The 24,023-nt window shown below is 36.0% G+C and carries 16 protein-coding genes, 2 tRNA genes and 2 pseudogenes; 7 read left to right on the top strand and 13 right to left on the bottom strand.

What is annotated here, in order from left to right; translation table 11 throughout:
- Positions 1-15: 15 nt before the first annotated feature.
- Together ACMFKV_RS01675 and rpoH are read left to right on the top strand one after the other, a co-directional pair.
- Positions 16-1,020 carry an RluA family pseudouridine synthase gene (locus ACMFKV_RS01675; protein ID WP_413154368.1) on the top strand — a complete coding sequence of 335 codons (1,005 nt, stop codon included), beginning with the start codon at positions 16-18 and terminating at the stop codon, positions 1,018-1,020.
- A 152-nt stretch (positions 1,021-1,172) separates the two neighbouring features.
- Positions 1,173-2,066: an RNA polymerase sigma factor RpoH gene (gene rpoH, locus ACMFKV_RS01670; RefSeq protein WP_336288552.1), complete on the top strand. Its 894-nt coding sequence runs from the start codon at positions 1,173-1,175 to the stop codon at positions 2,064-2,066.
- 130 nt (positions 2,067-2,196) lie between these two features.
- Here the strand turns inward: rpoH and ACMFKV_RS01665 are convergent, their stop codons facing one another.
- From ACMFKV_RS01665 to ACMFKV_RS01655, 3 genes are all read right to left on the bottom strand, one after another.
- Entirely contained in the window at positions 2,197-3,609 is a 1,413-nt protein-coding gene (locus tag ACMFKV_RS01665; protein ID WP_413154344.1) for a hypothetical protein, read from the bottom strand.
- 226 nt (positions 3,610-3,835) lie between these two features.
- Positions 3,836-5,125, bottom strand: a complete 1,290-nt coding sequence (locus tag ACMFKV_RS01660; protein ID WP_413154343.1) for an adenylosuccinate synthase — start codon at positions 5,123-5,125, stop codon at positions 3,836-3,838.
- 357 nt (positions 5,126-5,482) lie between these two features.
- Positions 5,483-6,640 carry a phosphoserine transaminase gene (locus ACMFKV_RS01655; protein WP_413154342.1) on the bottom strand — a complete coding sequence of 386 codons (1,158 nt, stop codon included), beginning with the start codon at positions 6,638-6,640 and terminating at the stop codon, positions 5,483-5,485.
- Between the two features lie 409 nt (positions 6,641-7,049).
- Here ACMFKV_RS01655 and ACMFKV_RS01650 point away from each other — a divergent pair.
- Positions 7,050-7,125: transfer RNA gene (locus ACMFKV_RS01650), tRNA-Phe, on the top strand.
- A gap of 264 nt (positions 7,126-7,389) precedes the next feature.
- On the opposite strand, the gene ACMFKV_RS01645 is transcribed toward ACMFKV_RS01650, so the two are convergent.
- The 9 genes and pseudogenes from ACMFKV_RS01645 to ACMFKV_RS01605 form a co-directional block, all read right to left on the bottom strand.
- Positions 7,390-7,755, bottom strand: a complete 366-nt coding sequence (locus tag ACMFKV_RS01645; protein ID WP_413154341.1) for a hypothetical protein — start codon at positions 7,753-7,755, stop codon at positions 7,390-7,392.
- 369 nt (positions 7,756-8,124) lie between these two features.
- Positions 8,125-8,412: a KTSC domain-containing protein gene (locus ACMFKV_RS01640; RefSeq protein WP_413154340.1), complete on the bottom strand. Its 288-nt coding sequence runs from the start codon at positions 8,410-8,412 to the stop codon at positions 8,125-8,127.
- Between the two features lie 784 nt (positions 8,413-9,196).
- A pseudogene (locus ACMFKV_RS01635) lies at positions 9,197-9,457 on the bottom strand (hypothetical protein); the annotation flags it as partial.
- 1,272 nt (positions 9,458-10,729) lie between these two features.
- On the bottom strand, positions 10,730-11,299 hold the full coding sequence (locus ACMFKV_RS01630) for a biotin transporter BioY (RefSeq protein ID WP_336287781.1): 570 nt from the start codon (positions 11,297-11,299) through the stop codon (positions 10,730-10,732).
- A 41-nt stretch (positions 11,300-11,340) separates the two neighbouring features.
- Positions 11,341-11,490: pseudogene (locus ACMFKV_RS01625) on the bottom strand (energy-coupling factor transporter transmembrane component T family protein); the annotation flags it as partial.
- Between the two features lie 103 nt (positions 11,491-11,593).
- Positions 11,594-12,163, bottom strand: coding sequence for a biotin transporter BioY (locus ACMFKV_RS01620; protein WP_336287780.1), 570 nt, complete (start codon positions 12,161-12,163; stop codon positions 11,594-11,596).
- A gap of 41 nt (positions 12,164-12,204) precedes the next feature.
- A complete protein-coding gene (locus ACMFKV_RS01615; RefSeq protein ID WP_336287779.1) occupies positions 12,205-12,819 on the bottom strand; it encodes an energy-coupling factor transporter transmembrane component T family protein in 615 nt (204 codons plus the stop codon).
- Positions 12,816-13,496 carry an energy-coupling factor ABC transporter ATP-binding protein gene (locus ACMFKV_RS01610; RefSeq protein ID WP_336287778.1) on the bottom strand — a complete coding sequence of 227 codons (681 nt, stop codon included), beginning with the start codon at positions 13,494-13,496 and terminating at the stop codon, positions 12,816-12,818. The genes ACMFKV_RS01615 and ACMFKV_RS01610 overlap by 4 nt, the downstream gene beginning before the upstream one ends.
- A 36-nt stretch (positions 13,497-13,532) precedes the next feature.
- The gene (locus tag ACMFKV_RS01605; RefSeq protein ID WP_413154339.1) at positions 13,533-14,963 is read right to left on the bottom strand and encodes an amino acid permease; all 1,431 of its coding nucleotides are present in this window, start codon (positions 14,961-14,963) and stop codon (positions 13,533-13,535) included.
- Positions 14,964-16,799: 1,836 nt separating this feature from the next.
- Here ACMFKV_RS01605 and ACMFKV_RS01600 point away from each other — a divergent pair.
- Positions 16,800-16,872, top strand: a tRNA-Thr gene (locus ACMFKV_RS01600).
- 937 nt (positions 16,873-17,809) lie between these two features.
- On the opposite strand, the gene ACMFKV_RS01595 is transcribed toward ACMFKV_RS01600, so the two are convergent.
- Positions 17,810-19,174 (bottom strand): formimidoylglutamate deiminase, encoded by a 1,365-nt coding sequence (locus ACMFKV_RS01595; RefSeq protein ID WP_413154338.1) that lies wholly within the window; start codon positions 19,172-19,174, stop codon positions 17,810-17,812.
- A 92-nt stretch (positions 19,175-19,266) separates the two neighbouring features.
- Between ACMFKV_RS01595 and hutC the strand changes: the two genes are divergently transcribed.
- From hutC to hutU, 3 genes are all read left to right on the top strand, one after another.
- Positions 19,267-20,028, top strand: coding sequence for a histidine utilization repressor (gene hutC, locus ACMFKV_RS01590; protein ID WP_336287776.1), 762 nt, complete (start codon positions 19,267-19,269; stop codon positions 20,026-20,028).
- Entirely contained in the window at positions 20,025-20,594 is a 570-nt protein-coding gene (locus tag ACMFKV_RS01585) for a HutD/Ves family protein (RefSeq protein WP_336287775.1), read from the top strand. Before hutC ends, ACMFKV_RS01585 begins: the two co-directional genes overlap by 4 nt.
- A gap of 1,686 nt (positions 20,595-22,280) precedes the next feature.
- Positions 22,281-23,957 (top strand): urocanate hydratase, encoded by a 1,677-nt coding sequence (gene hutU, locus ACMFKV_RS01580; RefSeq protein ID WP_413154337.1) that lies wholly within the window; start codon positions 22,281-22,283, stop codon positions 23,955-23,957.
- The last annotated feature ends 66 nt before the right edge of the window (positions 23,958-24,023 follow it).

Below are 24,023 nucleotides of genomic sequence, written 5' to 3'. Positions count from 1 at the left end.
CTTGATAGGAATTCTATAGTGATACAGCAGATAACGGATGAAGGTGCTCTTGGACAACGACTCGATCAGTGGCTCGCTAAACAATATCACCATGAACTGTCACGTTCACGCTTGCAAACCCTCATCCGTGAAGGCTACCTTAAAATTGATGGACAACTCATAAAAGAGCCGAAAACAAAATTAAAATCCAATCAAATGATCGAATTGGTAATGCCTGTCCTTAATGATGCAAAACCAAATGGCGAAGCTATTGCATTGGATATTTTATTTGAAGATAATCACATCATTGTCATAAATAAACCCGCTGGTCTCGTTGTTCATCCTGGCAATGGCAATTGGACTGGCACGCTTGTTAATGCTCTTATCTACCACTGTGGTAATAGTTTGTCTGGTATCGGAGGCGTTAAACGTCCTGGTATTGTCCATCGTCTCGATAAAAATACAAGCGGAGTCATGGTTGTTGCCAAAAATGATCTTGCTCACAAAAATCTCTGTGCCCAATTTTCTGATCACGGACGTACTAACGCATTAGATCGACGTTATCATGCTTTAATTTGGGGATCCCCCAACCGTAATGTTTTGACAATTGACGCCCCTCTTGGTCGCTCTCCCCATAACCGAATAAAGCAAGCTGTTATCCATAGCAAAAATCCTCATGCCCGCCGTGCTGTTACGCATTTTTCCTTACTTGAAAAATATGGTTTTTGTGCAGATACAACATCTTTTGCCAGTCTTCTGGAATGTCGTCTAGAAACTGGACGCACACACCAAATTCGTGTTCATATGGCTCATATTGGACACCCGCTAGTAGGTGATACTGTTTATGGAAATGCTTTTAAAACAAAATCAAATGCGCTTAACCCTGTAATAAAAAATGCCATTGATCAATTCAATCGACAAGCACTGCACGCAACAAGCCTTACCTTTGAGCATCCTTCTACAGGTGAAATTATGTCTTTTTCTTCACCACTCCCCCAAGATATAACTGAGCTTATCAAGCATTTTAAAAAAATTAATTGAAACTTTTGGCTTTCTTATGATTTCACAGTAAAATATCTCTTTTTGAACAAAATTAAAAACTATAAAAATGATAGTATTGTAAGATATAGTTATGCAATGTCTGAAAATAGAATTTGCCTTATTAGGGAATTCATACAAAAGGAGGGTGCTATATGGCCCATATGAATCTAGTATCAGTAATAGCAGGTGATGGGGGATTAAATCATTACTTAGAAGAGATACACCGTTTCCCGATGCTTGAACCAAAAGAAGAATATATGTTGGCTAAGCGTTATCATGAGCATAACGATTTAAAAGCTGCACATAGATTAGTTACCAGTCATCTACGTCTCGTTGCTAAAATTGCTATGGGGTATCGAGGTTATGGGTTGCCTATTGGAGAAGTTATTTCAGAAGGTAATGTTGGACTTATGCAAGCTGTTAAGCGTTTTGAGCCAGAGCGTGGATTTCGTCTTGCAACCTATGCAATATGGTGGATTAAAGCATCAATTCAAGAATATGTGTTGCGGTCTTGGAGCTTGGTTAAAATGGGGACAACTGCGAATCAAAAGCGTTTGTTTTTTAACCTTCGTAAATTAAAAAGTAGCCTTCAAGCACTTGATAATAGTGATCTTAACGCAGAACAAGTCAAAGAAATTGCAACCCGATTGAATGTTACGGAAGATGAAGTCATATCGATGAATCGTCGGCTTAACGGTGATACCTCACTCAATGCGCCTCTTCGCACCAATGAAGGTGAAGATAGTGAATGGCAGGATTGGTTGGTTGATGACTCTGACAATCAAGAACAGATTTTAATTGAACAGGATGAATTGGAAAATCGTCGTTCTATGTTAACATATGCTATGGATAACCTAAATGAACGTGAAAAGCGTATATTCCAAGCGCGTCGTTTAAGTGACGAACCATTAACATTAGAAGAACTTTCAAGCGAATTCAACATCAGTCGAGAGCGTGTAAGACAAATTGAAATGCGCGCATTTGAAAAGGTGCAGCATTCCATAAAAACTTCTACTTTTTCCCGAAAGCAGATGCAAAGCCAATAATGTTGGCATATTTTTAGGGTATACTAAAGTCAATATATTCAATATATTGACTTTATACTTCTGAATTAAGCTTTTTTCCTGTTCACAGAGATGAGATGTCTATTTATTCACAGCTGTGTCTCTATTCGCTTTAAAAGTTGTTATTATCCGATTGTGCAAGCCATTGCCCAATAACTTTGTTAAAAATAGCCTTACCTATTGACCCTTTTGTAAAAGTTAATTCATTTACACGTCCATTTTTGTCAATTAATACCAAACGTATCCAATCCAATTCCTGCATTATCTGCAAATTGCGACTAAGAAATGGGTGATTAGCGCTTAACGCCATAAGAAAAAAATCATCTTTAATCTTCGCCATAACAGTCCTTGTTAAAGTTTGCCCGATTGATTGTTCACTTGCCTTAAAAGTCAATGCTTGAACATTGCTTATAGCTTGACCTGAAAATTTATCAGAAAGAGTAAAAATAAAATCCATAATATACGCAGCAGGAAAAGATAAATCAGTATTACGACGTAAAATTAACCGTAACGATAATCCTTCATCTGGAATTGTTATATCACCTTGTATAGCTGATTCTTCTAATTCTCCCTTAATACGAGCCCCTTTTATAAGCGACCACCGTACACGACCCGTTGCCACCTTTTCTGCATCATGGTTCGTACGCGTTTGATAAAGAACAGCTTCACCCAATTGATCGATTGGCTGTAAGTTAGGAGAAACAACGGTTGAGGTTCCTCCTTTATTCAAAGAATCTGCTATTTTATCTAAACTAGTATCAATTTCGCTCCCATCCTCTAATAAACGTTGCGTTAACTTTCTATTCACTGATAGTGCATGCGGTATTGTATGAGAAGCTCGAAAATTTTCTTCTGACAACTGATAATCACTTGATACAAATACACGTCCAAAAACGAAACAAACACCAATAGTTAAAATGATAAAACTAGTACAAACAGCAACCCCTACCATAACACGCTTTTGCATCGATGACCGATTAGCACGACGTAAAGCTTGAGAAAAAATATGCGAAACAACATGTAAATTATCGACTTGCGCAGCAGAAGCTACAGCAGAATCCTTTAAAGTATTTTTATCAATATGCTGAGAGGCTAAATAGGCATCCATATTAACAGGCTCTGCATCTGGTATGTCTGATGTAGAAAGCGCATCAGACGCCCTATTGTTCTTTGAATTTGTTACAAAAAATTCTTGTTTTTTTTCTGCTATTACAACTGAAACATCATCACCTTGTGGTAAAACAAAATCTATGTTCTTGTCACCTTCAACCGTACCTGTAGATTTCCATCTAACCCCTGAAGAAAGCAATTCCTTTTCAATCGCTAAATATTCTTCTTCAACAGTCGTAATAGCACTTTGCAAAATCTGTCTTTGCTCATCAGCCATTGCTTGTGGTATTGTCGCTGCTATAAATTGATGCTCTAGTGTTTCGATAGCTCGTTTATAAATCCGCTCGCGCACTTGTGATGTAACATTACTTTGCGCACTAATTGCTTTTTTTAAGATTTTAACAAAATCTATCATATCCTATCTAATCTTTCTCAAACTGAAGAAAAATCCCAGCTGCGAGGTACAGTGCCTTATTAGCCATCTAAATTGATTGCTCTGTATAGTTGAAATATCTATTGTTGCAGTCTAAAATGAATATATAAATTAAACAATGCTATTTGATATTTTTTATCACTTGCTCTTAAGCCTTTATATGTAAAAAAGTATAGAGATAACATGAAAACCACTATGATAATAATGATTAATCTGCAAACGGATCAGTAATAAGAATAGTATCTTTACGCTCAGGGCTCGTGGATAATAAAGCTACCTGTGTATTGGTCAACTTTTCAATATAGCGTATATATTTGACAGCTTGCACGGGTAAATCTTCCCAGCTTAACGCGTGTGCTGTTGCCTCTTTCCAGCCCTCCAATATCTCATACACTGGTTTCACACGAGCTTGAGCTCCCATGGAAGAGGGTAAATAATCAATTTTTTTACCATCAAGTTCATAACCAACACAAATTTTAATTTCATCCAATCCGTCCAATACATCAAGCTTTGTTAGTGCTATACCTTGAACACCACAAATCGCTACCATCTGACGTACTAAGACAGCATCAAACCAACCACATCGGCGCTTTCGACGCGTTACAACGCCAAATTCATTGCCACGCATCCCAAGAAATTCGCCAATATCATTTCTCAGCTCTGTCGGAAACGGTCCTTCTCCAACGCGTGTTGTATAAGCCTTTGCAATACCTAAAATATAATGAATTGAATTAGGCCCCATACCCGAACCTGTGGAAGCCTGTCCAGAGATCGTATTTGATGACGTCACATAAGGATAAGTCCCAAAGTCATTATCTAATAAAGCACCTTGCGCACCTTCAAAAAGAATGCGTTTTCCCATCTGATAATTTTCATCTAAAAGACGCCAAGTACAATCCATAAAAGGTAAAATTTCATCCGCTACTTGCATTAATTCATCATAAAGCGCTTGAGAATCAACCTCTGCAATCCCCATCCCACGACGCAAAGTATTATGATGTCGCAAAAGCCGTTCAATCTTAACCATAAGCGTATCAGCTTCTGCCAAATCCATCACGCGAATAGAACGACGCCCCACTTTATCTTCGTAAGCTGGACCAATACCACGCTTTGTTGTACCAATTTTTAAACCCGAAAAACCACTCTCTCGACTTGTATCAAGATCACGATGCACAGAAAGAATTAAAGGAGCATTTTCAGCAATACGTAAAATTTCTGGCGTAACCTTCACACCTTGGTCACGTAATTTTTTTAACTCTGCAACAAAATGATGAGGATCAATAACAACGCCATTGCCAATAATTGATAGCTTCCCACGAACTAAGCCAGACGGCAAAAGCGATAATTTATAACTAACTCCGTCAATAACCAATGTGTGACCTGCATTATGTCCACCCTGATACCTCACCACGATATCTGCTCGCTCAGATAACCAATCTACAATTTTACCTTTACCTTCATCGCCCCATTGTGTACCGACAACTACTACATTGGCCATAACTTTCTCCGTCGTGTTTGGTAAAATAAAACCAGCATAAAAAAACAAACGCTCTCTTATAACGAAACCTTAGAGCAAGTGCGACTCTTCATTTTAGCTTTTTCCCAATCTTCATATTATTAAATCCCCAATTTCATGATAATAAAGGCAAACAACATGAAGATATAAAATGTATCTTTATTCTAAACCCGTTATTTTTTCTGAAAAAGTAGAAAAACTCAGAGCTTTTGGTTATTATTTTTCCAATATCTAGCAAAAAATAACACCCCTTCCCCATAATTTTTTACAATCTATGTCACGCTTGAAGAGAACTTTTCTGATAAAAAATACGCGTTATAAAAATCATAAAAAATTATTTTAAAGCCGAGCTTTTTCAACCTGAAATGCCCATTCAAGCCATTTTGTTAAAAGTTCAAGATCAGAAACCTCAATTGTTATACCTGTCCAAATCCGAAAACCTAGAGGAGCATTTCTATATGAACCAATATCATATGCTACACCCTCTTCATCAAGACGATCCACTACTGCTTTTACAAAAGATGCCCGCCTTTCAACATCTAAAGCAGTAATGACTGGATCCACAATTTCTAAACAAACAGATGTATTAGAACGTATTTGAGGAACCTTTGCTAAATATTCTAACCAAGGTGTTTTACAAACAAAAGCATCCATTACCGCAAAATTTTTATCAACTCGTGCCATTAATGCTGGCAAACCACCCAACGATTTGGCCCATTTCAATGCACCAAGATAGTCTTCAACACACAATAGGGAAGGCGTATTAATTGTCTCTCCCTTAAAAATATTTTCATTCAGTTTTCCATCTTTTGTCATACGGAAAATCTGGGGCATAGGCCAAACTGGAGTATAATTCTCAAGCCGTTCAACAGCACGAGGACTTAAAATCAATATACCATGTGCAGCCTCACCTCCTAAAACTTTTTGCCATGAAAAAGTAACAACATCTAATTTTAAAAAATCAAGATTTTGCGCAAAAGCTGCTGATGTTGCATCACAAATTGTTAATCCTGCCCGCTTATCTGGAATAAAACATGCACTAGGAATACGCACACCAGAAGTCGTTCCATTCCATGTAAAAACAACATCGCGATCAAAATCAATTTGTGTTAAGTCTGGCAATTCACCATAAGGAGCTCTAAAACAACGCACATCAGGAAGCTTTAATTGTTCGACAACATCAGCAGCCCACCCCGAACCAAAGCTCTCCCATGCCACCATATCAACACCACGTGCACCTAATAAAGACCACAAAGACATCTCAACAGCACCAGTATCTGAAGCAGGAACAATACCTATACGATAATCAGAAGGCACTTCAAGAACTTCACGAGTTAAATCAATAACTTCAGCAAGTCTTAATCGTGCTATTTTAGATCGATGCGAACGCCCTAATAATGCCTTTTTTAAGACCTTAACAGTCCAGCCAGGATACTTACTACAAGGACCTGAAGAAAAATGAGGATTCGCTGGACGGCGGTCTGGTTTTTTTAACATTATTATTATTCTCCCCTTTCAAATAGCTTGCCTTTTTTAAAGAACGACAAATTATTATAAAGGCTGTGCTAAAAGCCTTTTTACACAGACACTAAAAATGTTTTCTATTTATTTCGTAAATTTAAAATACGCAGAATCTTTATAAAAAACACTCTCACCCACCATCCTACCCTCTAGATTGGTTTATAAAAGGAATTGCCTACGTTCATTACTACGACAAAATAGCATCTGATGAATTTACACTAACGTATCGCAATATACCTATCAAGTTGATTTTACGAAAAGGATAATTATAATGCCTAGAGAATACGAAAATAACTTATAAAAAACCGATTATTTTTCTTTTGATACTGGACAGAAGAGATTTTAATGTTATAACCGCACACGTTTTACATGTTCAGTAAAATGTGCCCAGATAGCTCAGTTGGTAGAGCAGCGGACTGAAAATCCGCGTGTCCGTGGTTCGAATCCGCGTCTGGGCACCACTTTATCTTGAAAAATGCAGTAATATCAATAAATTAATCGCTTTGATTGTTTTTTAATCCACTCGACAATCCACCTTTTGTTGCTTGATTAAAATTACTCATCGGGACTTTAAACAAGCTACTAGAATCGACGACTACATACATCTTAAAAACAATTGCTAACGTAAAAATATACTCAATGCTCAATTTGTGAAATGTTAAAGATCTTACATTCCAGTCATAAGGTTAAACTTAATTATTTATATAGGTGGAGCTTGTTTCACCTTATTTGCAAAGTTCTTTCAATGCATCACCTATATCTAAAACCCAGTTTTCGATATAGAATCGACCAAAATTACCATTGTTTTTATATAAGTCTTTAAAGCCGTAAGTCTTCATTTCACCGTAAACTAGATCACCTTCAGAAAGATAGACTCCTGAATAATATTCTGCTGCAATATACCAACCATCTGTAGTTTCAATAATCACATTACCAATGCCACAAACATCCTCTTTGATGACTATCCCTTTGTCAGCAAAAACAACAGAAGACCATAAAGTCAAAATAATGCAACCCATCATTCTAGTCATAAAAGCATTTCCAATATTTTTAAATTTATCAAGAATATCATTTGATGACGAACACCGCATTGCTTCTCCGGAGATACGGTAATTCACTTTAAAATGTTATATCTTTTGCTGCCTAACTGCTCATCTTGATCATGACCTTTCTATATGCCTATGTTAATTCATAAAAAGATTTTAGATAAAGCCAACTCGCTCCATCTTTCATATCACAAACTTGCTAGAAGTATTTGACTACTTTTTTATAATCCTGACGAAAACCATTGCCGTAAATATAAATCTCGCTGAGGTATTGAGAACTGCTGCCAACATTTTATATGGCACTGTTTTTTGCTCTATCCAAACCATTTTGTTGAGCATTTGCGGAAGCATAAAAAACATTTAATGATCTTCTCATAGTTGTATATTTCCGAGTAATAGCATTTAACATGTAAGTTAATTAGGTATTCCACCTAACCGGCAATCAAAATTGCCCTTAATGTTTTGAATATAAAATTTACCTTTTGAAGGTGCAGATAGCCAAACTTTTACGATATGGGAAGGAACTCGACAATAGTGATAGTAAGTTTTCTTTAAAAGCACCACTACATAATTTTGTTGCGGCTGATAACAAATACGGTGGACAAATGAACTCGTTGTAGCTTGGCATTGAAAATCATCTAAATCTACTGGACCATGATACTTTACATTCACTGTTTCAGCTGAAGCAGCACTTGAAGCCAAGATGATTCCTATCAAGACAAAAACTATTTTTTTCATATTATTTTTTCCGAAATAAGATTAAGAACGATTATTCAGCGTAACCTGACAAATCTGCATATTCAGACACATATTTTATTGAAAAATATCACCATAAGTTATGCTACTTTTTCACGAAGATCAGTCAGCAATTCCATCAAGCCATAATAATCATAATATGTATATTGATTGAATATAAAATAAAACACAAAATATGATTTATATACAATTTATTTTTAATATTTTAAGAAGTATCCTTCTTTTTCTAATATTCTGTTTTATAATCAATAAAATATTAAATGGACTTGAACAACATATACAATACCATCTTTTTATGCATTCATTATGTGTGATACTTGTTATTTTGATTGAGATTACATTATATCATTTTGTAAGAATCAGGAATTGTAGGAAATTTTTTCTGCACTGCTAAAACAGTAAAAAATCGCTCTTAAAAATGTCTTATACTGCACTGCTCACAAAACCCACATTTGAGTAAACAAGACATTTGATCTTTTACGTAAAAATTAGACTATTCAAAGAAGCATGCAGCAGCAAGTTTTATGTCCATAATTTGTAAAGAGTTGAGAACATCTCTAGTGAGACTTTAAAATTATTCCTAAACAAATGGAATTATAAAACTAAGCTGATCTCTATGCTAAAAAATTATAAAAATGCCTAAAATGAAAACCTTCAAAACTACCTTAAAAGGAATTTTGAGGGATTTGAAAATTCGTATAAAAAGCACATTTAACGTCTTCATGCCCTTTTAAATTGCTCCAATTCCGTTGATGAATATCACGTAAAGAAAAATTGGTGGTAAATCTGTACGTCGTTTGACAATTAGTTTTGCACCCTCGCCCGCCATAGTATCACCTGCAGCATAAAGACGCTTAACATGGCTAAGTAGATACTCTTTCCAGCAAAACGCCTTTTCAAGAGACATTCTACCAATATCAGAGCGCCCTCCCGTGACCAATTCAAAAATCAGTGCAAAACTTGCAATCGTCTTAGGCATTTTCAGTATATGAGCCTCTAAAGCAGCAAAAAATACACCCTACCTTGCTTCTGTATGAAGACCCTGCATCCATTCACAAAATAATTTCTGTGCATCCTCTGAAAAACGCATGATATGCGGATGCTCAGGAGAACCTATAGGTAATCTTTTAAAAGTTTTGCGCTTTTCCTTTATGATGCATATATTATACTGATGAAATTAGCTGCATCAAAATTACCCATAAAATAATAATTATCCTTAATCAAAATATGAAAAATTTATAGTTCTTTTCTCCCTACTCAGAAGAGCGTTGCAAAAACAAAAACTACACCGCTCTTTTAAAAATTGAAATACTTCTTAAAATACTTATATTTTTACTGAGAAAAATTAGATTAAAAAATACTATATTCCTACTACTTAAATATGTAGAATATAGAAGTGTATAAATATCGCCATAAATTGACAAACACACGTTTTATTTTTTTAAACGTTGATTGTACAGCTTTCTCCAATGCATCACCATTACTTGGAGTAGTGTATAGTATAACTCTATTCAATAAAGAATCAACCTGTTCACTACACAATAAATCTATTCCAGAAATAGTAGGAGCATTAATTACAAACGTCGTTTCTTGAAGAAATGGATGATTAGATGCTTTCACAACAGAGGAAAAACCCAAAACAATAGCGCATATAGCAAAAAAATATTTCATATTCATAGCTTTGTCTTTATAATTTATTTTCAATTGTATTCATAACTTTTAATAATTTGTATTAACTGTATTTAACAAACATCCATAATGGAGTCAATACAATTTTACTAACACTTATATAGTATAAAAAATACTTATTAAAATAATATTTTGAATATAAAATATATTACATGTTATACAGTTATCAATAAATCGTCGATTACTAAACTTTAAATTAAAATATGATCAAAATGCTATAATTTTTCTTTTTTCGACAAAAATTTGCGAATTTGCGGATAGAAAAAATAATATTTTGCACAGTTTACGTTCAATACGTCACCTAATTTTCCTACAATAATACAATTTTCAACAATAAAGCATAAAAATTAAACTATGCAGTTTATCAATAATATTTTTGTGCTTTATCCTCGTAATAACAATATACATGAATTGTATAATATTTCTTTTTGAGATAAGCATTTAGATAACATACAATAAGATTTTTTATGTGTCTGTTCCCTCTTATTAAATGGAAACAAATAAATAAGACAGGGAATTTTATTCTGTTATCATTCCCCATCTTTATTCAAAATTATATCGCTGTACAAAAGCTTCATTTAAAGTCAAGATTATCCTTTTTTGACGAAATAAGAGGAAAAGATTTCTTAACTGCAAGTGCTATAGAGGATGTAATAAATACTTTCAAAAAACCACTAATCATAAGACCTGATGAAATCGTTAAAGCTTCAAGTAAAGAAATTTCAGTAATATAAGCCATCCATGGTATTCCAAAAAGATACACAATTCCGATACCACCCACAGCATTTATCACAAATAATATAATAAAATTTAACCGATCCCAGAACTGCTCAACCATAAAACCAATAAAAAATGCAGCAACTGCAAACCCAATCAGATAGCCACCTGTAGCTCCTAAAAAAACACTAAAACCTCCACGCCCTCCAGCCAATAAAGGAAATCCAGCCGCAACCATGACAAGAAAAAGAACCGATGCCAAGGCTCCTCTTTTTGCTCCAAGTATAGATCCCGCTAACATCGGTCCCATAGACTGAGCCGTAATAGGAGTTCCCATAAAAAAAGGCAAGTGAATGGGAGGAAAAAGACCTAAAACTGCATAAATAGCAGCAAATAAAGCAATATAAGTCAAATCTTTTGTATTCATGAATTATTCTCCCTCATAATCATAAATGTTTTTATCAGTCATTAAACTTCATCATCAGCATCACTATCATAAGAGCGCGCATCTAAAGCTTCAGCAACCTCTGAAGCCATCTTGATAATTCGTAAAATTAAGAGCATTGTAAAAGCAAAAATATTGGTATCAAATCCGCGTGCCTTCTGTGCTTTACGAATCTAATTAAAATTTTCCACAAACAATTAGAATAAATTTTAAGAGGAAATTTATCGTGTGATCACTCTTCACCTTTATCCAAAAATGTATAGCTATACAAAACCATCATTTAAAGTAAAAACCACCCTTCTTTGACGAAATAAGAGGAGAAGACTTCTTAACTGCAAGTGCTACAGAGGAAGCAATCAGCACCTTTAAAAAATCACCAATTATAAAACCTGATGCTATTATTAAAGCTTTAGGTAAAGAAATTTGAAGAATATAAGCCATCCATGGAATCCCAAAAAGATACACAATCCCAATACCACCTACAGTATTTATTACAACTAATGTAATAAAATTTAATCGATGCCAAAACAACTCAACCATAAAACCAATAAAAAATGCAGCAACTGCAAAACCAACCAGATAGCCACCTCCAGCTCTTAAAAAAGCACCAAAACCTCCACTGCCTCCAGCCAATAAAGGAAATCCAGCCGCAACCATGACAAGAAAAAGAACTGATGCTAAGGCTCCTCTTTTTGCCCCAAGTATAGATCCCGCTAACATCGGCCCCATAGACTGAACCGTAATAGGAACTCCCATAAGAAAAGGTAAATGAATAGGGGGAAAAAGGCCTAAAACTGCATAAATAGCAGCAAATAAAGCAATATAAGTCAAATCTTTTGTATTCATGAATTATTCTCCCTCATAATCATAAATGTTTTTATCAATCATTAAACTTCATCATCAGCATCACTATCATAAGAGCGTGCATCTAAAGCTTCAGCAACCTCTGAAGCCATCTTGATAGTTCGTAGAATTAGGGGCATTGCAAGAGCGAAAATATTGGTATCAAACCCGCGTGCCTTCTGTGCTTCACGCACCTCATTAAACTTCTCACTAACAACTGGAATAAATCTGATTGTCATAGATAAAACCATACTAAATTTTGATGGATTTATACCCAAACATCGAAATGGTCGAAGCCCTGCCTCAATTGAAGTTACCATATCTGAAACTTTGGTTGTTAGAGAAACGAGTGAAGCTAGAAAAATAAGAGTAACCAAACGTAATATGACCTCAAATCCCGTAAGCCAGTTATTAAAAATAGCTTGAAAAACAAATATAAGTACTAAAAATAACCCCGTAGATTTAAGCTGTTTTAAAATATTTTCGAAAGGAATCTTCGCAACTCTATACAATAAAGCCACAAACAACAAAAATAATGAGAGCAAGGGTATCGATGAGACCATGATTATAATGGTTGCACAAATAGTGAGGAACACGAGCTTAACTTCTGGTCTAAGCCGATGGATAAGTGTATCTTGGGGAAAATATAAACCAATCACGACATTCTGCTTATATATTCTTTAATTGCAACAGAAGGTACATCATCAACAGCTATTTCCCCCTTATCAAAAACAAGTACTCTATCAAAATCTCTAAGAAATTCCAAATCATGTGACACAACGATTGCTGTTTGTGATAACTCTTCTATAACTTGTGTAACACGGCGCTTATTTCGCAAATCAAGTAATGTCGTTGGCTCATCAAAAATAATATAATCTGGTTTCATTGCCACCACACTTGAAATGGCAACTAGTTGTTTTTGCCCACCACTTAATAAATGAACCGCGTGATTTCTGAAAATTTGGAGATCATAACGCTGTAAAATCTCATCTACACGCTCTTTTATTTGATCTTTACTAAATTTTAAATTTTTGAGACCAAAAGATAAATCTTCTTCTACTAATGGCAGAACAATTTGATTATCAGGATTTTGAAAGACAAATCCTATTTTACGTTTTACTGCCTTTGCATCACGTTTTGTATCAAGCCCATCAACGCTCACAAAACCCTGAGATGGTAATTGTAACCCATTTATAAGACGAACAAATGTACTTTTTCCAGAACCATTTGCACCAATAACTGCAATTCGTCTTTCAGTAAGCTGTACAGTAATATCTCTTAAAACGCACAAGTCACCAAAGACCTGTGTTACTTTATCAAATTTTATGATTCCCAAGACTGCCCCCAATCAATCCTCTCATCTTATCTTTTTTTATCGTTTAAGTCTATAGCACAAAAGCAAAAGTAAACACCATAGAGGAATAATAATAATTGCCAAACTCATATCAGGCATCTGCGCAGGGATATATGATTCAATGGAGGATACTCTTATTCCTACAATATTAAAAAGTTGAGCCATCAATCCATTTTTTCCAAAACCACTTGCAAACATAATGCACAACAATAAAACAAGAAAACAAAGACACAGGTAGTTAGCGTAAGGATACAAACCAAACGCATAAATAAATGGCTCCTTTCTGTTTTTATGTGCTTTTCGAAATTTTAAATGAACAATAACGATAATAAACCAAGTAATAATTGCTGCTGCAGTTGCAAGAGCCATGACACGCATAAAACTATTATCGGGGACAAGAGCATTAATAACAACAATTACCGCCGTACAAATCGATGAGAAAAGGATAGCAACATAAGGAACACAAGCGGCACTCAGTTTACTAAAAATATGTGGTGCATTTTTTTGTATAGCTAAACTATAAAGCATACGACTATTAGAATAAATGCCACTATTGTAAACTGAAATGGCAGCCATAATAACCACAAAATTCAAAATATGACCAGCTGCAGGAATTCCTACGGTATCAAAAATTGTAACAAAAGGACTACCATTCTTCCCAATCATATTCCATGGGCTTATCATCATGATAATGCTCATAGAACCAATATAAAAAATCACAACTCTCCACATAACTTTACGAATAGCAGTTGGAATTGTTTTCTGTGGATCTGATACCTCTCCAGCGGCAATGCCAATAAGCTCTGTCCCCCCAAAAGAAAACATCACCACACAAGTAGCCAAAACGACCCCCATCACACCATAAGGAAAAAAACCTCCATAATCCCAAAGATGATGAATGCTTGCTTGATTCCCGCTTATTCCAGTGACAATCAGAAAAATTCCAAAAACAATCACACCAACAACAGCAGCTACCTTAATTAAAGCTAAAGCAAACTCAAACTCTCCATAAAAACGAACATTTAATAAATTAATCAATGTAACCAATATTAAAACGATAAAGGATGACTTCCAATGATCAATCAAAATCCAATGATCAAGATAAAATCCGATAACTGTAAGTTCTGTCATACTAACAAGAATATAAAGGAACCAATAATTCCAACCCGTTATAAAACCAGCAAGCCCTCCCCAATATTTATAAGCAAAAAAACTAAACGCACCTGAAGTTGGCTCTTCTACTGACATCTCACCAAGCATCCGCATGATAAAATAAATAATAAGCCCTCCAAAAAGATAAGCCAAAATGGTTGAAGGACCAGCTAATTGTATAGATTCTGTTGATCCATAAAAAAGGCCTGTTCCAATTACACCTCCTAAAGCAATCATTTGAACGTGACGATTTTGAAGGCTGCGCTTTAATTCATTGTGCTTATTCTCAACCATCATTCCTCATTACTTTTCTTCGATGCACTCTAAACTTTATTAAAAAAACCAACCATGATTTTTATGTACATTTTGCAAAAAAATCACAAAAACAAATCTAAATTTATTTTTTTGTCATGATGCAATTACTTGTTTTTCTATGTGTTACGTAAATGTTCCATTAAAATGACAAGAAGAAATATACTCTATTATTTATTTAAATTAATGGTTTTTATTTTTGTTATGCTGACGATTATAGTATCTGTCATTGATGGAACATATAACTGTAAGCGCATTACATTAGACAGTAACATCCTTTAATCAAATATTAGCAAACTTCCTACAAACAAATATCTATGATTTTAACCAATTTATACACAATATCACGCCACCTTTCCTATCTTTAATTTGCCCCACTCTAACTTGTTTACCAGCACGGTTTCTCTTAAGCGCTTTAGCAATAATGTTTTGTATCTTGAACTATGAAAAACAAGAACTTTTTCACAAAACTTCGTTTATAAAAGGAAAATACATTTGATATTATAAAAATTTTTCTAAAATTCACTATGCCACATATAACTGATACACTTAGAAAACTTCACCCTATGATAGGCTTGAAAGTCAGTTCGTTAATAAATATAGATTAAGAAAGGCTGACTATGAACATACACATCACTTATAAACATCGTAGGTTACTATGCTATAAACTTCCATTTTGATAAATTTTAAATTTAAGATATTTAATCACTAGAGTTTACCCTAGGATTCCATCTACAAAAAAATCTGCACGAGAAAACCTCATATGCTAAAGTTAGATGAAAATTATCTAGATTTTCAATTAATCTCCTAAAAAAAGCCTCTCTCTGTTTTTTTCAACACCACGCTTGTCATACAGAAAATACACCAAAGAAATAACGTACATACTTCTTATAGGATTGACATTTTTTGAAACAATAATGAAAGTGTAAATTTTGCAAAAGTCTACTCATGTATCTGTCAGAATACATTAAACGAAAAAATTTAAGCAGTAAACGCAAGCAATTGCGATAAAAACTTCACACCATTGTAGTCCACTGCTTATAATATCCCTGTAATATCTTGAAAAGTTCAAAAAATTCTTTCTAGAAAAAATTTGAAATTTTCAACAAAAGTACCAAATGCTCTTACTGATAAGAAAGAGGAAGGAGTAGAACAACAGTTTTAAAGCAAATGTAATCTTTTAAATTTGAAAATCGCTTCATTAAAACATTACTTTTTAGATATTTCATTCACACTTTTTCATTGGTCAGCTACCACGCAAAAAAAAATCCCTCCATGAGTTTTTCGTAATGCACTAATTTCATTTCTAGGTCTGTCAGCCAACTTTCATCTGACGTGACTTCTTACTCCACCTTAAATGACAAATATGTTTAATTTGATCAAATTACCCTTCTTACTTCTATTCTATAAGAATGAGAAGCAACTTTTATTAAACGATTGTTATACTAAACTTATCTCTATATGATAAATAGCTGGTAATATTTCTCATTCCCTCAATAGCTTACTACATAAAAGCTTACCAAATAAACTTCTCTCTTTTTCACAAAAATCGTATGTATTTTCTATACAAAGAAACTTTAACATCATTTACAATCCTAAAGATGTGCTTTTGATATTACCTCTAAAGTCACAGTTCTCGTAAATCGAGATATAACATAAAGACAAAAAATACCGTTGGTCTTAACTTCTGCAAGCTACTCCTCTTACCTCAAGCGGCTTCCATATCTTATAAATCGCTAAACAAAATGTATACTTGCTTTTATGTATTGTTTTGGCTATTACCCTCAAACTGACCTTTGTCTAATCAATGCGTAAATTTGCGCCGCATTAGCTCAGTTGGTAGAGCACATCATTCGTAATGATGGGGTCGCTGGTTCGAATCCGGCATGCGGCACCGCACCTTTTTAATTGCATATATTTATTGATTTTATTTATGTTTTTATGGTGGATATGTAAATAAAGATAAGAGAATAGGATTTTTAAATATGCACTCTATGATGTGCATTTTTTTTGTTAAGTTTCTTCATCCATTTTTTGAATTTTTCTAAAAGTTTGCTTATTATGACACGAGACTTTGTATCAATTTATTTTTTTCAAAAGTCTTTCGAAAGCAGTTTTCTGAGCTTTCAAAAATTTTTCAAAGCTCCCTCTCCTTTTTTGTACTCAATTTTGATTTTTGCAATCTCTTACACTTTTTTCGATTTTCTGGCGTCAAAATCTAATTAATAAATAGCGCATTGAATAACAAAAATCATGCGTAAGACGATGAATTATCATTAATTCCTACCTACCCCTCACCTTTTTCTCACTTAGCGTAAAACCTCATGTCAAATTACCTCCAATAAATCGATAATAGGCTCTGCGATTTATACAGAGCAAATAACACAGCATGGCAATGAACCATTTTGATTTAATCTATGCAATTAACGAGAACATTTTCTGGAATTCTTACCCATTAACACGACAGCTTGCCTTACATCTTTTTTTGTTTCAAAATGTTTAATTTGGTGTTTTTATCTTTTAAATTTTGCATCATCCAGCAGTAAAACAGCCTCTCCGAAAAACTCCAGTCTCTGAAATTCTTGTTTATACAATTTACTTTACTTACGAAAATGATCAAACTTGATCCCTTGAGATATTTCACGCACATTGCATTGATATTTGATAATTTCCTCCATAGCTTCCAATCAAACTCTAGGGAAAAAATCTGTTAATTCTGCCCGTTTTAATTATGATCCATCTGATTAAGATATTAACCTTAATAAGATTGGAATATCCAGAATTACTGAGCTACGATAGTCACAATCCTTATGTCTTTATTTCATAAGCCACTACACACGAGCTAATTGCATCATTACTTGGATAAAGGCTTGACGAAGTTGTTCTTCATCACGATGTTGACCATCCTTGATAACCCAACGTCCACCAGTAATAACATGAGAAATAGGATTATGAGAGCAAGCAAAAATCCAACGGTTAAGAATCATATCTTCAGAAGCTGTTGCAATAAAAGGATCCTCATTATTCAGAACCAATAAATCGGCGCGGTAGCCAGGTTGAATCTGACCAATATTTTGCCCAAGAGCTTGTGCTCCACCACGCAATGCACTCTGATATAATACGTTTCCAATATTCGTTTCTTTAGGAAGAACTAACCGGTTACGGCGCTGATCCTTAAGCCGTTGACCGTATTCGAACCAACGTAAATCTTCCGTTACGCTAACAGTGATATGGCTGTCTGAACCGATTCCCCAAATACCTCCTCTAGAAAGGAAACGCTGAGCTGGGAAAAGACCGTCACCGAGATTAGCTTCAGTTGTCAGACAAAGACCAACCACAGCTCCAGAATCTGCAATGCGATCCGTCTCCTGATCTGTAAGATGCGTTGCGTGAATCAAACACCAATTATGATCAACTGCCACATGATCATACAACCATTCGACAGGGCGCTGACCACTCCAGACAAGACAGTCATCCACCTCTTTTTTTTGTTCCGCAATATGGATATGTATTGGTTGTGGTTCAGTATTATAATCCATTACTTGTTGAATTTGTTGTGGGGTAACCGCACGTAGTGAATGAAAACATAACCCCGTACGTTGCATAGGCTCATGGACTAATTTGCTGGTTATCTGCTCGTAGAGAGCTAAGTAAGATTCTGTATCATTAATGAAACGCCTCTGACCTTGTGCAGGCTGTTGTCCCCCAAATCCAGCATAACTATAAAGTACTGGTAAGAGTGTCAACCCAATACCAGATTGACGAGCTGCTCTAGAAATCCGCAATGCTAGTTCATCGTGATGAGGATAGGGATTACCACTGGCATCGTGGTGCAAGTAATGAAATTCGGCTACGCAAGTGTATCCAGCTTTGAGCATTTCGACATATAAATAGCGAGCGATAATTTCTAGCTGATCTGGAGTTATCTTGCCAACCATGCGGTACATCAAATCCCGCCAACTCCAGAAACTATCACTTGGATCTGTGGCTACTTCCGTTAATCCAGCCATTGCGCGTTGAAAAGCATGAGAATGCAAATTTGGCATACCAGGAACAACAATACCATTCAGGCGCTCTCCATCAGGCTCCGCATTAGGAGCTACATCGATAATTTCCCCGTTATCAGATACAGTAATTCTGACATTATTAGTCCAACCTTCAGGTAACAGTGCTTTTTTTGCAAACCAGACAGCCATATCATCACCTTATTACAATTATATATATATGTATATATACATATAATTAAACATAGAGTAAACTGAGACTGTTATCCGAATGAGGATTGATCATGGTACAGAATGGCCAAGAAAAACTTATTATTACAGATGATTCGCTGGATAATCCGACTCCATTTTATGAGCGAGTGAAAGCGATGATCAAAACTAAAATTCATAGCAATGTTTGGCCTGTAAACTTTCGACTTCCTTCAGAAAGCGAGCTAGTAAAGCTTTTTGGCTATAGTCGAATGACAGTAAATCGAGCCTTGCGTGAACTGACTGCAGAAGGATTACTTGTTCGGATGCAAGGAGTTGGTACCTTTGTAGCAGAAGTACGAGGTCAATCAGCATTACTAGAAATAAATAATATTGCTGATGAAATCGCCAGTCGTGGTCACCGACACCATGCTCGGGTATTCAGGCTTACAGAAATTAACGCAGATATTCAGCAAGCCTTCATTTTTGGAATACAGAAGGGAAGTAGCCTCTACAATTCTCTGATTTGCCACTATGGAAATGGCATCCCAGTGATGCTGGAAGATAGGCTAGTAAATACTCAGATAGTCCCTGACTATTTACAACAAGATTTTACCCGTATTACCCCTAATGCCTATCTCTCTTCTATTATTCCGATTGTTGAAGGGGAGCACATCATTGAAGCAGTAAATGTGAGCCGAGCCGAGAGTGTTTATCTGGAGATCGATGAATTAACTCCCTGTTTGCTGGTCAATCGTCGAACTTGGATTGGTCAAAAAGAAAAGAAAATTGTTACCAGTGTACGTCTTATCTACCCTGGTTCCCGTTATAGACTCGAAGGAAGTATTCGTAAATGATTCGGTTGCTGCGTTATCAGGATTACCCTGCCATGTCATGGAAGAATGGTCAGGGAGTAACTCGAGAAATATATCGTTTCCCTGAGAGAATGAAAGAATATGAATGGCGTATCTCGATAGCTACTATTGCTAATTCTGGACCATTTTCCCGTTTTGATGGCTATCTCCGTAACATTAGCGTGCTGGAAGGTGGAGGGATGCACCTCATCATTAATGGTGAGAAGAGCAAACTAATCAACAGTTTTCAAGCCACAAATTTTAGTGGCGAAGCTATAGTTGATTGTCAGGTAGTAAACGGTCCACTTCTAGATTTTAATGTGATTTATCGAGCTGATCGCGTACAAGCCTCTGTAGTCTGGGAAGGTGGAGGATGCTGGGACTATGAACGTGGTATACGGTTATTATTTAATGCAGGAGATAATCTGAGAGTTCAGATTGAAGGGAAGATGTTTATATTGCAACGTTACGATTGCCTCATAGTGGATAGTCAAGAATCGCTGATGATTAGTGAAAATTCTGAAAAAAACGTTGCTAGAGTCACACTATTTACCCATCCCACTCAATGAGTGTTTCTGCATAAATAAGTATTAATAGCAGCTCAGCGTTATTTAGAAAATTGCTCAGAGTTCCACTCTGGATCAAATCGCGTACAGTATGCAGATCTAGGTATAAAACCAAGTCTCGCTTTCTGAATAATGTTACTTTACAACTATCCTTAAGATAGACTCTGAAGGTAATGAAACTCTAACGCTTAGTAGGCATAAAACAATTCCACTTACGATATCTTAGACATTTTTCACTGCTTTCATGGCTTTACGAGCTTGCAGATACACCCATACTGATATGATTTTCCTGTCCTGCACAAGTGGACACAGTATATACTGGTAAATCCTACAAAGTCACAGTCATAAGATATGATCACCATACCTAATCTGGTACTACAAAACACAATAAAGCAGCTTGTAAAGCCATTAGATAACCATTGGTGATCTTATCAGGTCGCTTCTGTGACGGTAGCGAGTTGGGCAATGGCTATACCAAAGCATCCAAAAACAAAAAACTGGAGCATTATGACCATTGTCTCTTGGCAGAATAACCAGTTAATCGTTTTCCACTAGGAATAATCGACTGACCTATCACACTATTAAGTCCTCTAGTGATAGTTTTTTGTTGCAGTTATCAAGTTAGCTAATTGCGCACTACTCCATGAATTTTTAATATGCACCCACCGTAAGCTAAGAGTATACATACCAAACTTCGATAATATTTTTAGGTATCAAGAATTTCATTGTCGTAGAATAGAGCAAGCATTATACGAGCTGTTTCCTGTTTGCCAAAATGAAAAAAATTGATGAAGATGAATATCATAGCCGAAAGTAATGAGCAGAGCATGGTAATATTCGAGCCCAAACGTCCCTATGTTGCAATACAGTAGTGATGTAATCTCATCCAGTTTTATTTCCTCAGATCGTAGGATACCATAAGGTAATTTTGCTCATTGCCTACTAGATACGTAAAACTTATTTTAGAGCTATGAAAAACATCTAACCATTGGTTACATCAAGATCTATTATCTCCAATAATTCTCTAGAACATTAGCAAATTTTCGGCTTAAGAACGCCATTAAATATAACTATCATAGCAATATTAGGAGATTGCTATGGGAAACAAAATGCAGCTGCGTAATTGCACGATATCTATTTGATGGGTTGCTTCTTCAAGGGAAGTCTATCCTGTTACAAATTCTACTAGACCGTTGATTATCCTTAATAGGATTTTTTTTCACAGTCACTAAAACAGACTAACAGTGTATTTTTCCCTCTTTGTATTTTTAAATTCAAGCCATTTCTTTTTACTCTCGCGATCATAGTGCTGGTTACATTTTAGAAAGTAATCACTTTTATGCACCATGTGTTTGATGGGTATTCCCCATTGAACAACAAAATATCGTATAAATATGTATATATAATATTATCAAATGTACAACATGCACTATTTGTACTATTGACCACTCATTTCTGTTTTGTTTTTGACTTAAATTATTATTGATATGATTTTTGTTTTCTATCTAGAATGGAGGCAATCATGCTTTTTTAGCATTTTAAATTGTAGAAAAACAAAAGCCGTGAATATTTTTTAAAAAAATTTTTTGCAACAAAATAATATTATATGTATATACAAGTATAGTTTATAGCATAAAATAAGCATTAACGTAACAAGTAACAATCCATATTTAAGGAGGTAAGGTGGTTATGAGCAAGCAAACAAACCGTTTTCGTGATGTTGAGATCCGCTCCCCACGCGGCTCTACACTGAATGCCAAAAGTTGGCTGACAGAAGCTCCACTACGTATGTTGATGAATAACCTCGACCCAGATGTAGCCGAAAACCCAAAAGAACTGGTAGTATATGGTGGCATAGGTAAAGCCGCTAGAAATTGGGACTGTTACGACAAAATTGTAGATACTCTCAAAAAACTTGAAGATGATGAAACGCTACTGATTCAATCAGGCAAACCAGTAGGAGTATTCAAAACACATCGTGATGCACCGCGGGTATTAATTGCTAACTCCAATCTGGTACCTCACTGGGCAAACTGGAAGCATTTTAACGAGCTGGATGCTAAAGAGCTGGCAATGTATGGCCAAATGACTGCTGGTTCATGGATCTATATCGGAAGTCAAGGAATTGTGCAGGGAACCTATGAAACTTTTGTGGAGGCTGGTCGTCAGCACTATAACGGTAGCCTGCGTGGACGCTGGGTACTAACAGCAGGTCTAGGTGGTATGGGCGGAGCACAGCCTTTAGCTGCAACCTTAGCTGGTGCCAGTTCACTCAATATTGAATGTCAGCAATCGCGTATCGATTTTCGCCTGCGCACAAGATATGTGGATGAGCAAGCTACGGATCTAAACGATGCGCTAGAACGATTAAAACACTATACTGCTAAGGGAGAAGCAAGATCTATTGCCCTGCACGGTAATGCATCTGAAATATTACCTGAGCTGGTTCGTCGTGGTATACGACCTGATTTGGTAACTGATCAAACCAGTGCCCATGATCCGCTAAATGGTTATTTACCTGCAGGCTGGGATTGGGAAACCTATCGTGCCAAAGCTAAATCGGAACCGAATGAGGTGATTCAAGCTGCTAAGAAATCAATGGCTCTACATGTGAAAGCTATGCTTGATTTCCATGCTCAGGGAATTCCAGTATTTGATTACGGTAATAATATTCGCCAAATGGCTAAAGAGATGGGAGTCGAAAATGCCTTTGATTTTCCAGGTTTTGTGCCTGCTTATATTCGTCCGCTGTTTTGTCGTGGCATAGGTCCATTCCGTTGGGCTGCTCTTTCTGGGGATCCAGAAGATATTTACCGTACCGATGCCAAAGTTAAAGAACTGATTCCTGATGATAAGCATTTGCATCATTGGCTGGATATGGCTCGAGAACGTATCAGCTTTCAAGGATTACCAGCGCGCATTTGTTGGGTAGGACTTGGTCAGCGTGCACGTCTAGGTCTGGCGTTTAACGAAATGGTACGTACAGGGGAACTTTCAGCACCTATTGTTATTGGCCGTGACCATTTAGATTCTGGCTCTGTTGCCAGTCCGAACCGTGAAACTGAATCTATGCGAGACGGCTCTGATGCAGTCTCTGACTGGCCACTGTTGAATGCGTTGCTGAACACTGCTAGTGGGGCTACATGGGTCTCTTTGCACCACGGTGGTGGAGTTGGGATGGGCTTCTCCCAGCACTCAGGGGTGGTTATTGTCTGCGATGGTACTGATGAAGCTGCTGAACGTATTGCTCGGGTGCTGAGTAACGATCCTGCTACTGGAGTGATGCGCCATGCGGATGCTGGTTACGACATCGCTATCGAATGTGCCCAAGAAAAAGGTCTAAATCTGCCAATGATTACTGGCTAATATGGATTGTTGAATTTTTCCGTCAATCAACGTGTGGTTAAAATCACACGTTTAACGGTAGCGGAG

Source organism: Bartonella propinqua (assembly GCF_047263965.1).
In the GTDB taxonomy this organism is placed as follows: Bacteria; Pseudomonadota; Alphaproteobacteria; order Rhizobiales; family Rhizobiaceae; genus Bartonella.
Note: the sequence above shows the minus strand (reverse complement) of the source record. Positions and strands in the feature narration are given on the sequence as shown.

What these genes read in the sequence shown, in the direction of transcription:
- hutU (WP_413154337.1), top strand. Translation starts at nt 22,281, where the DNA reads ATGAGCAAGCAAACAAACCGTTTTCGTGATGTTGAGATCCGCTCCCCA.
- rpoH (WP_336288552.1), top strand. Translation starts at nt 1,173, where the DNA reads ATGGCCCATATGAATCTAGTATCAGTAATAGCAGGTGATGGGGGATTA.
- ACMFKV_RS01665 (WP_413154344.1), bottom strand. Translation starts at nt 3,609, where the DNA reads ATGATAGATTTTGTTAAAATCTTAAAAAAAGCAATTAGTGCGCAAAGT.
- ACMFKV_RS01645 (WP_413154341.1), bottom strand. Translation starts at nt 7,755, where the DNA reads ATGCGGTGTTCGTCATCAAATGATATTCTTGATAAATTTAAAAATATT.
- hutC (WP_336287776.1), top strand. Translation starts at nt 19,267, where the DNA reads ATGGTACAGAATGGCCAAGAAAAACTTATTATTACAGATGATTCGCTG.
- ACMFKV_RS01605 (WP_413154339.1), bottom strand. Translation starts at nt 14,963, where the DNA reads ATGATGGTTGAGAATAAGCACAATGAATTAAAGCGCAGCCTTCAAAAT.
- ACMFKV_RS01620 (WP_336287780.1), bottom strand. Translation starts at nt 12,163, where the DNA reads ATGAATACAAAAGATTTGACTTATATTGCTTTATTTGCTGCTATTTAT.
- ACMFKV_RS01660 (WP_413154343.1), bottom strand. Translation starts at nt 5,125, where the DNA reads ATGGCCAATGTAGTAGTTGTCGGTACACAATGGGGCGATGAAGGTAAA.
- ACMFKV_RS01655 (WP_413154342.1), bottom strand. Translation starts at nt 6,640, where the DNA reads ATGTTAAAAAAACCAGACCGCCGTCCAGCGAATCCTCATTTTTCTTCA.
- ACMFKV_RS01595 (WP_413154338.1), bottom strand. Translation starts at nt 19,174, where the DNA reads ATGGCTGTCTGGTTTGCAAAAAAAGCACTGTTACCTGAAGGTTGGACT.
- ACMFKV_RS01585 (WP_336287775.1), top strand. Translation starts at nt 20,025, where the DNA reads ATGATTCGGTTGCTGCGTTATCAGGATTACCCTGCCATGTCATGGAAG.
- ACMFKV_RS01630 (WP_336287781.1), bottom strand. Translation starts at nt 11,299, where the DNA reads ATGAATACAAAAGATTTGACTTATATTGCTTTATTTGCTGCTATTTAT.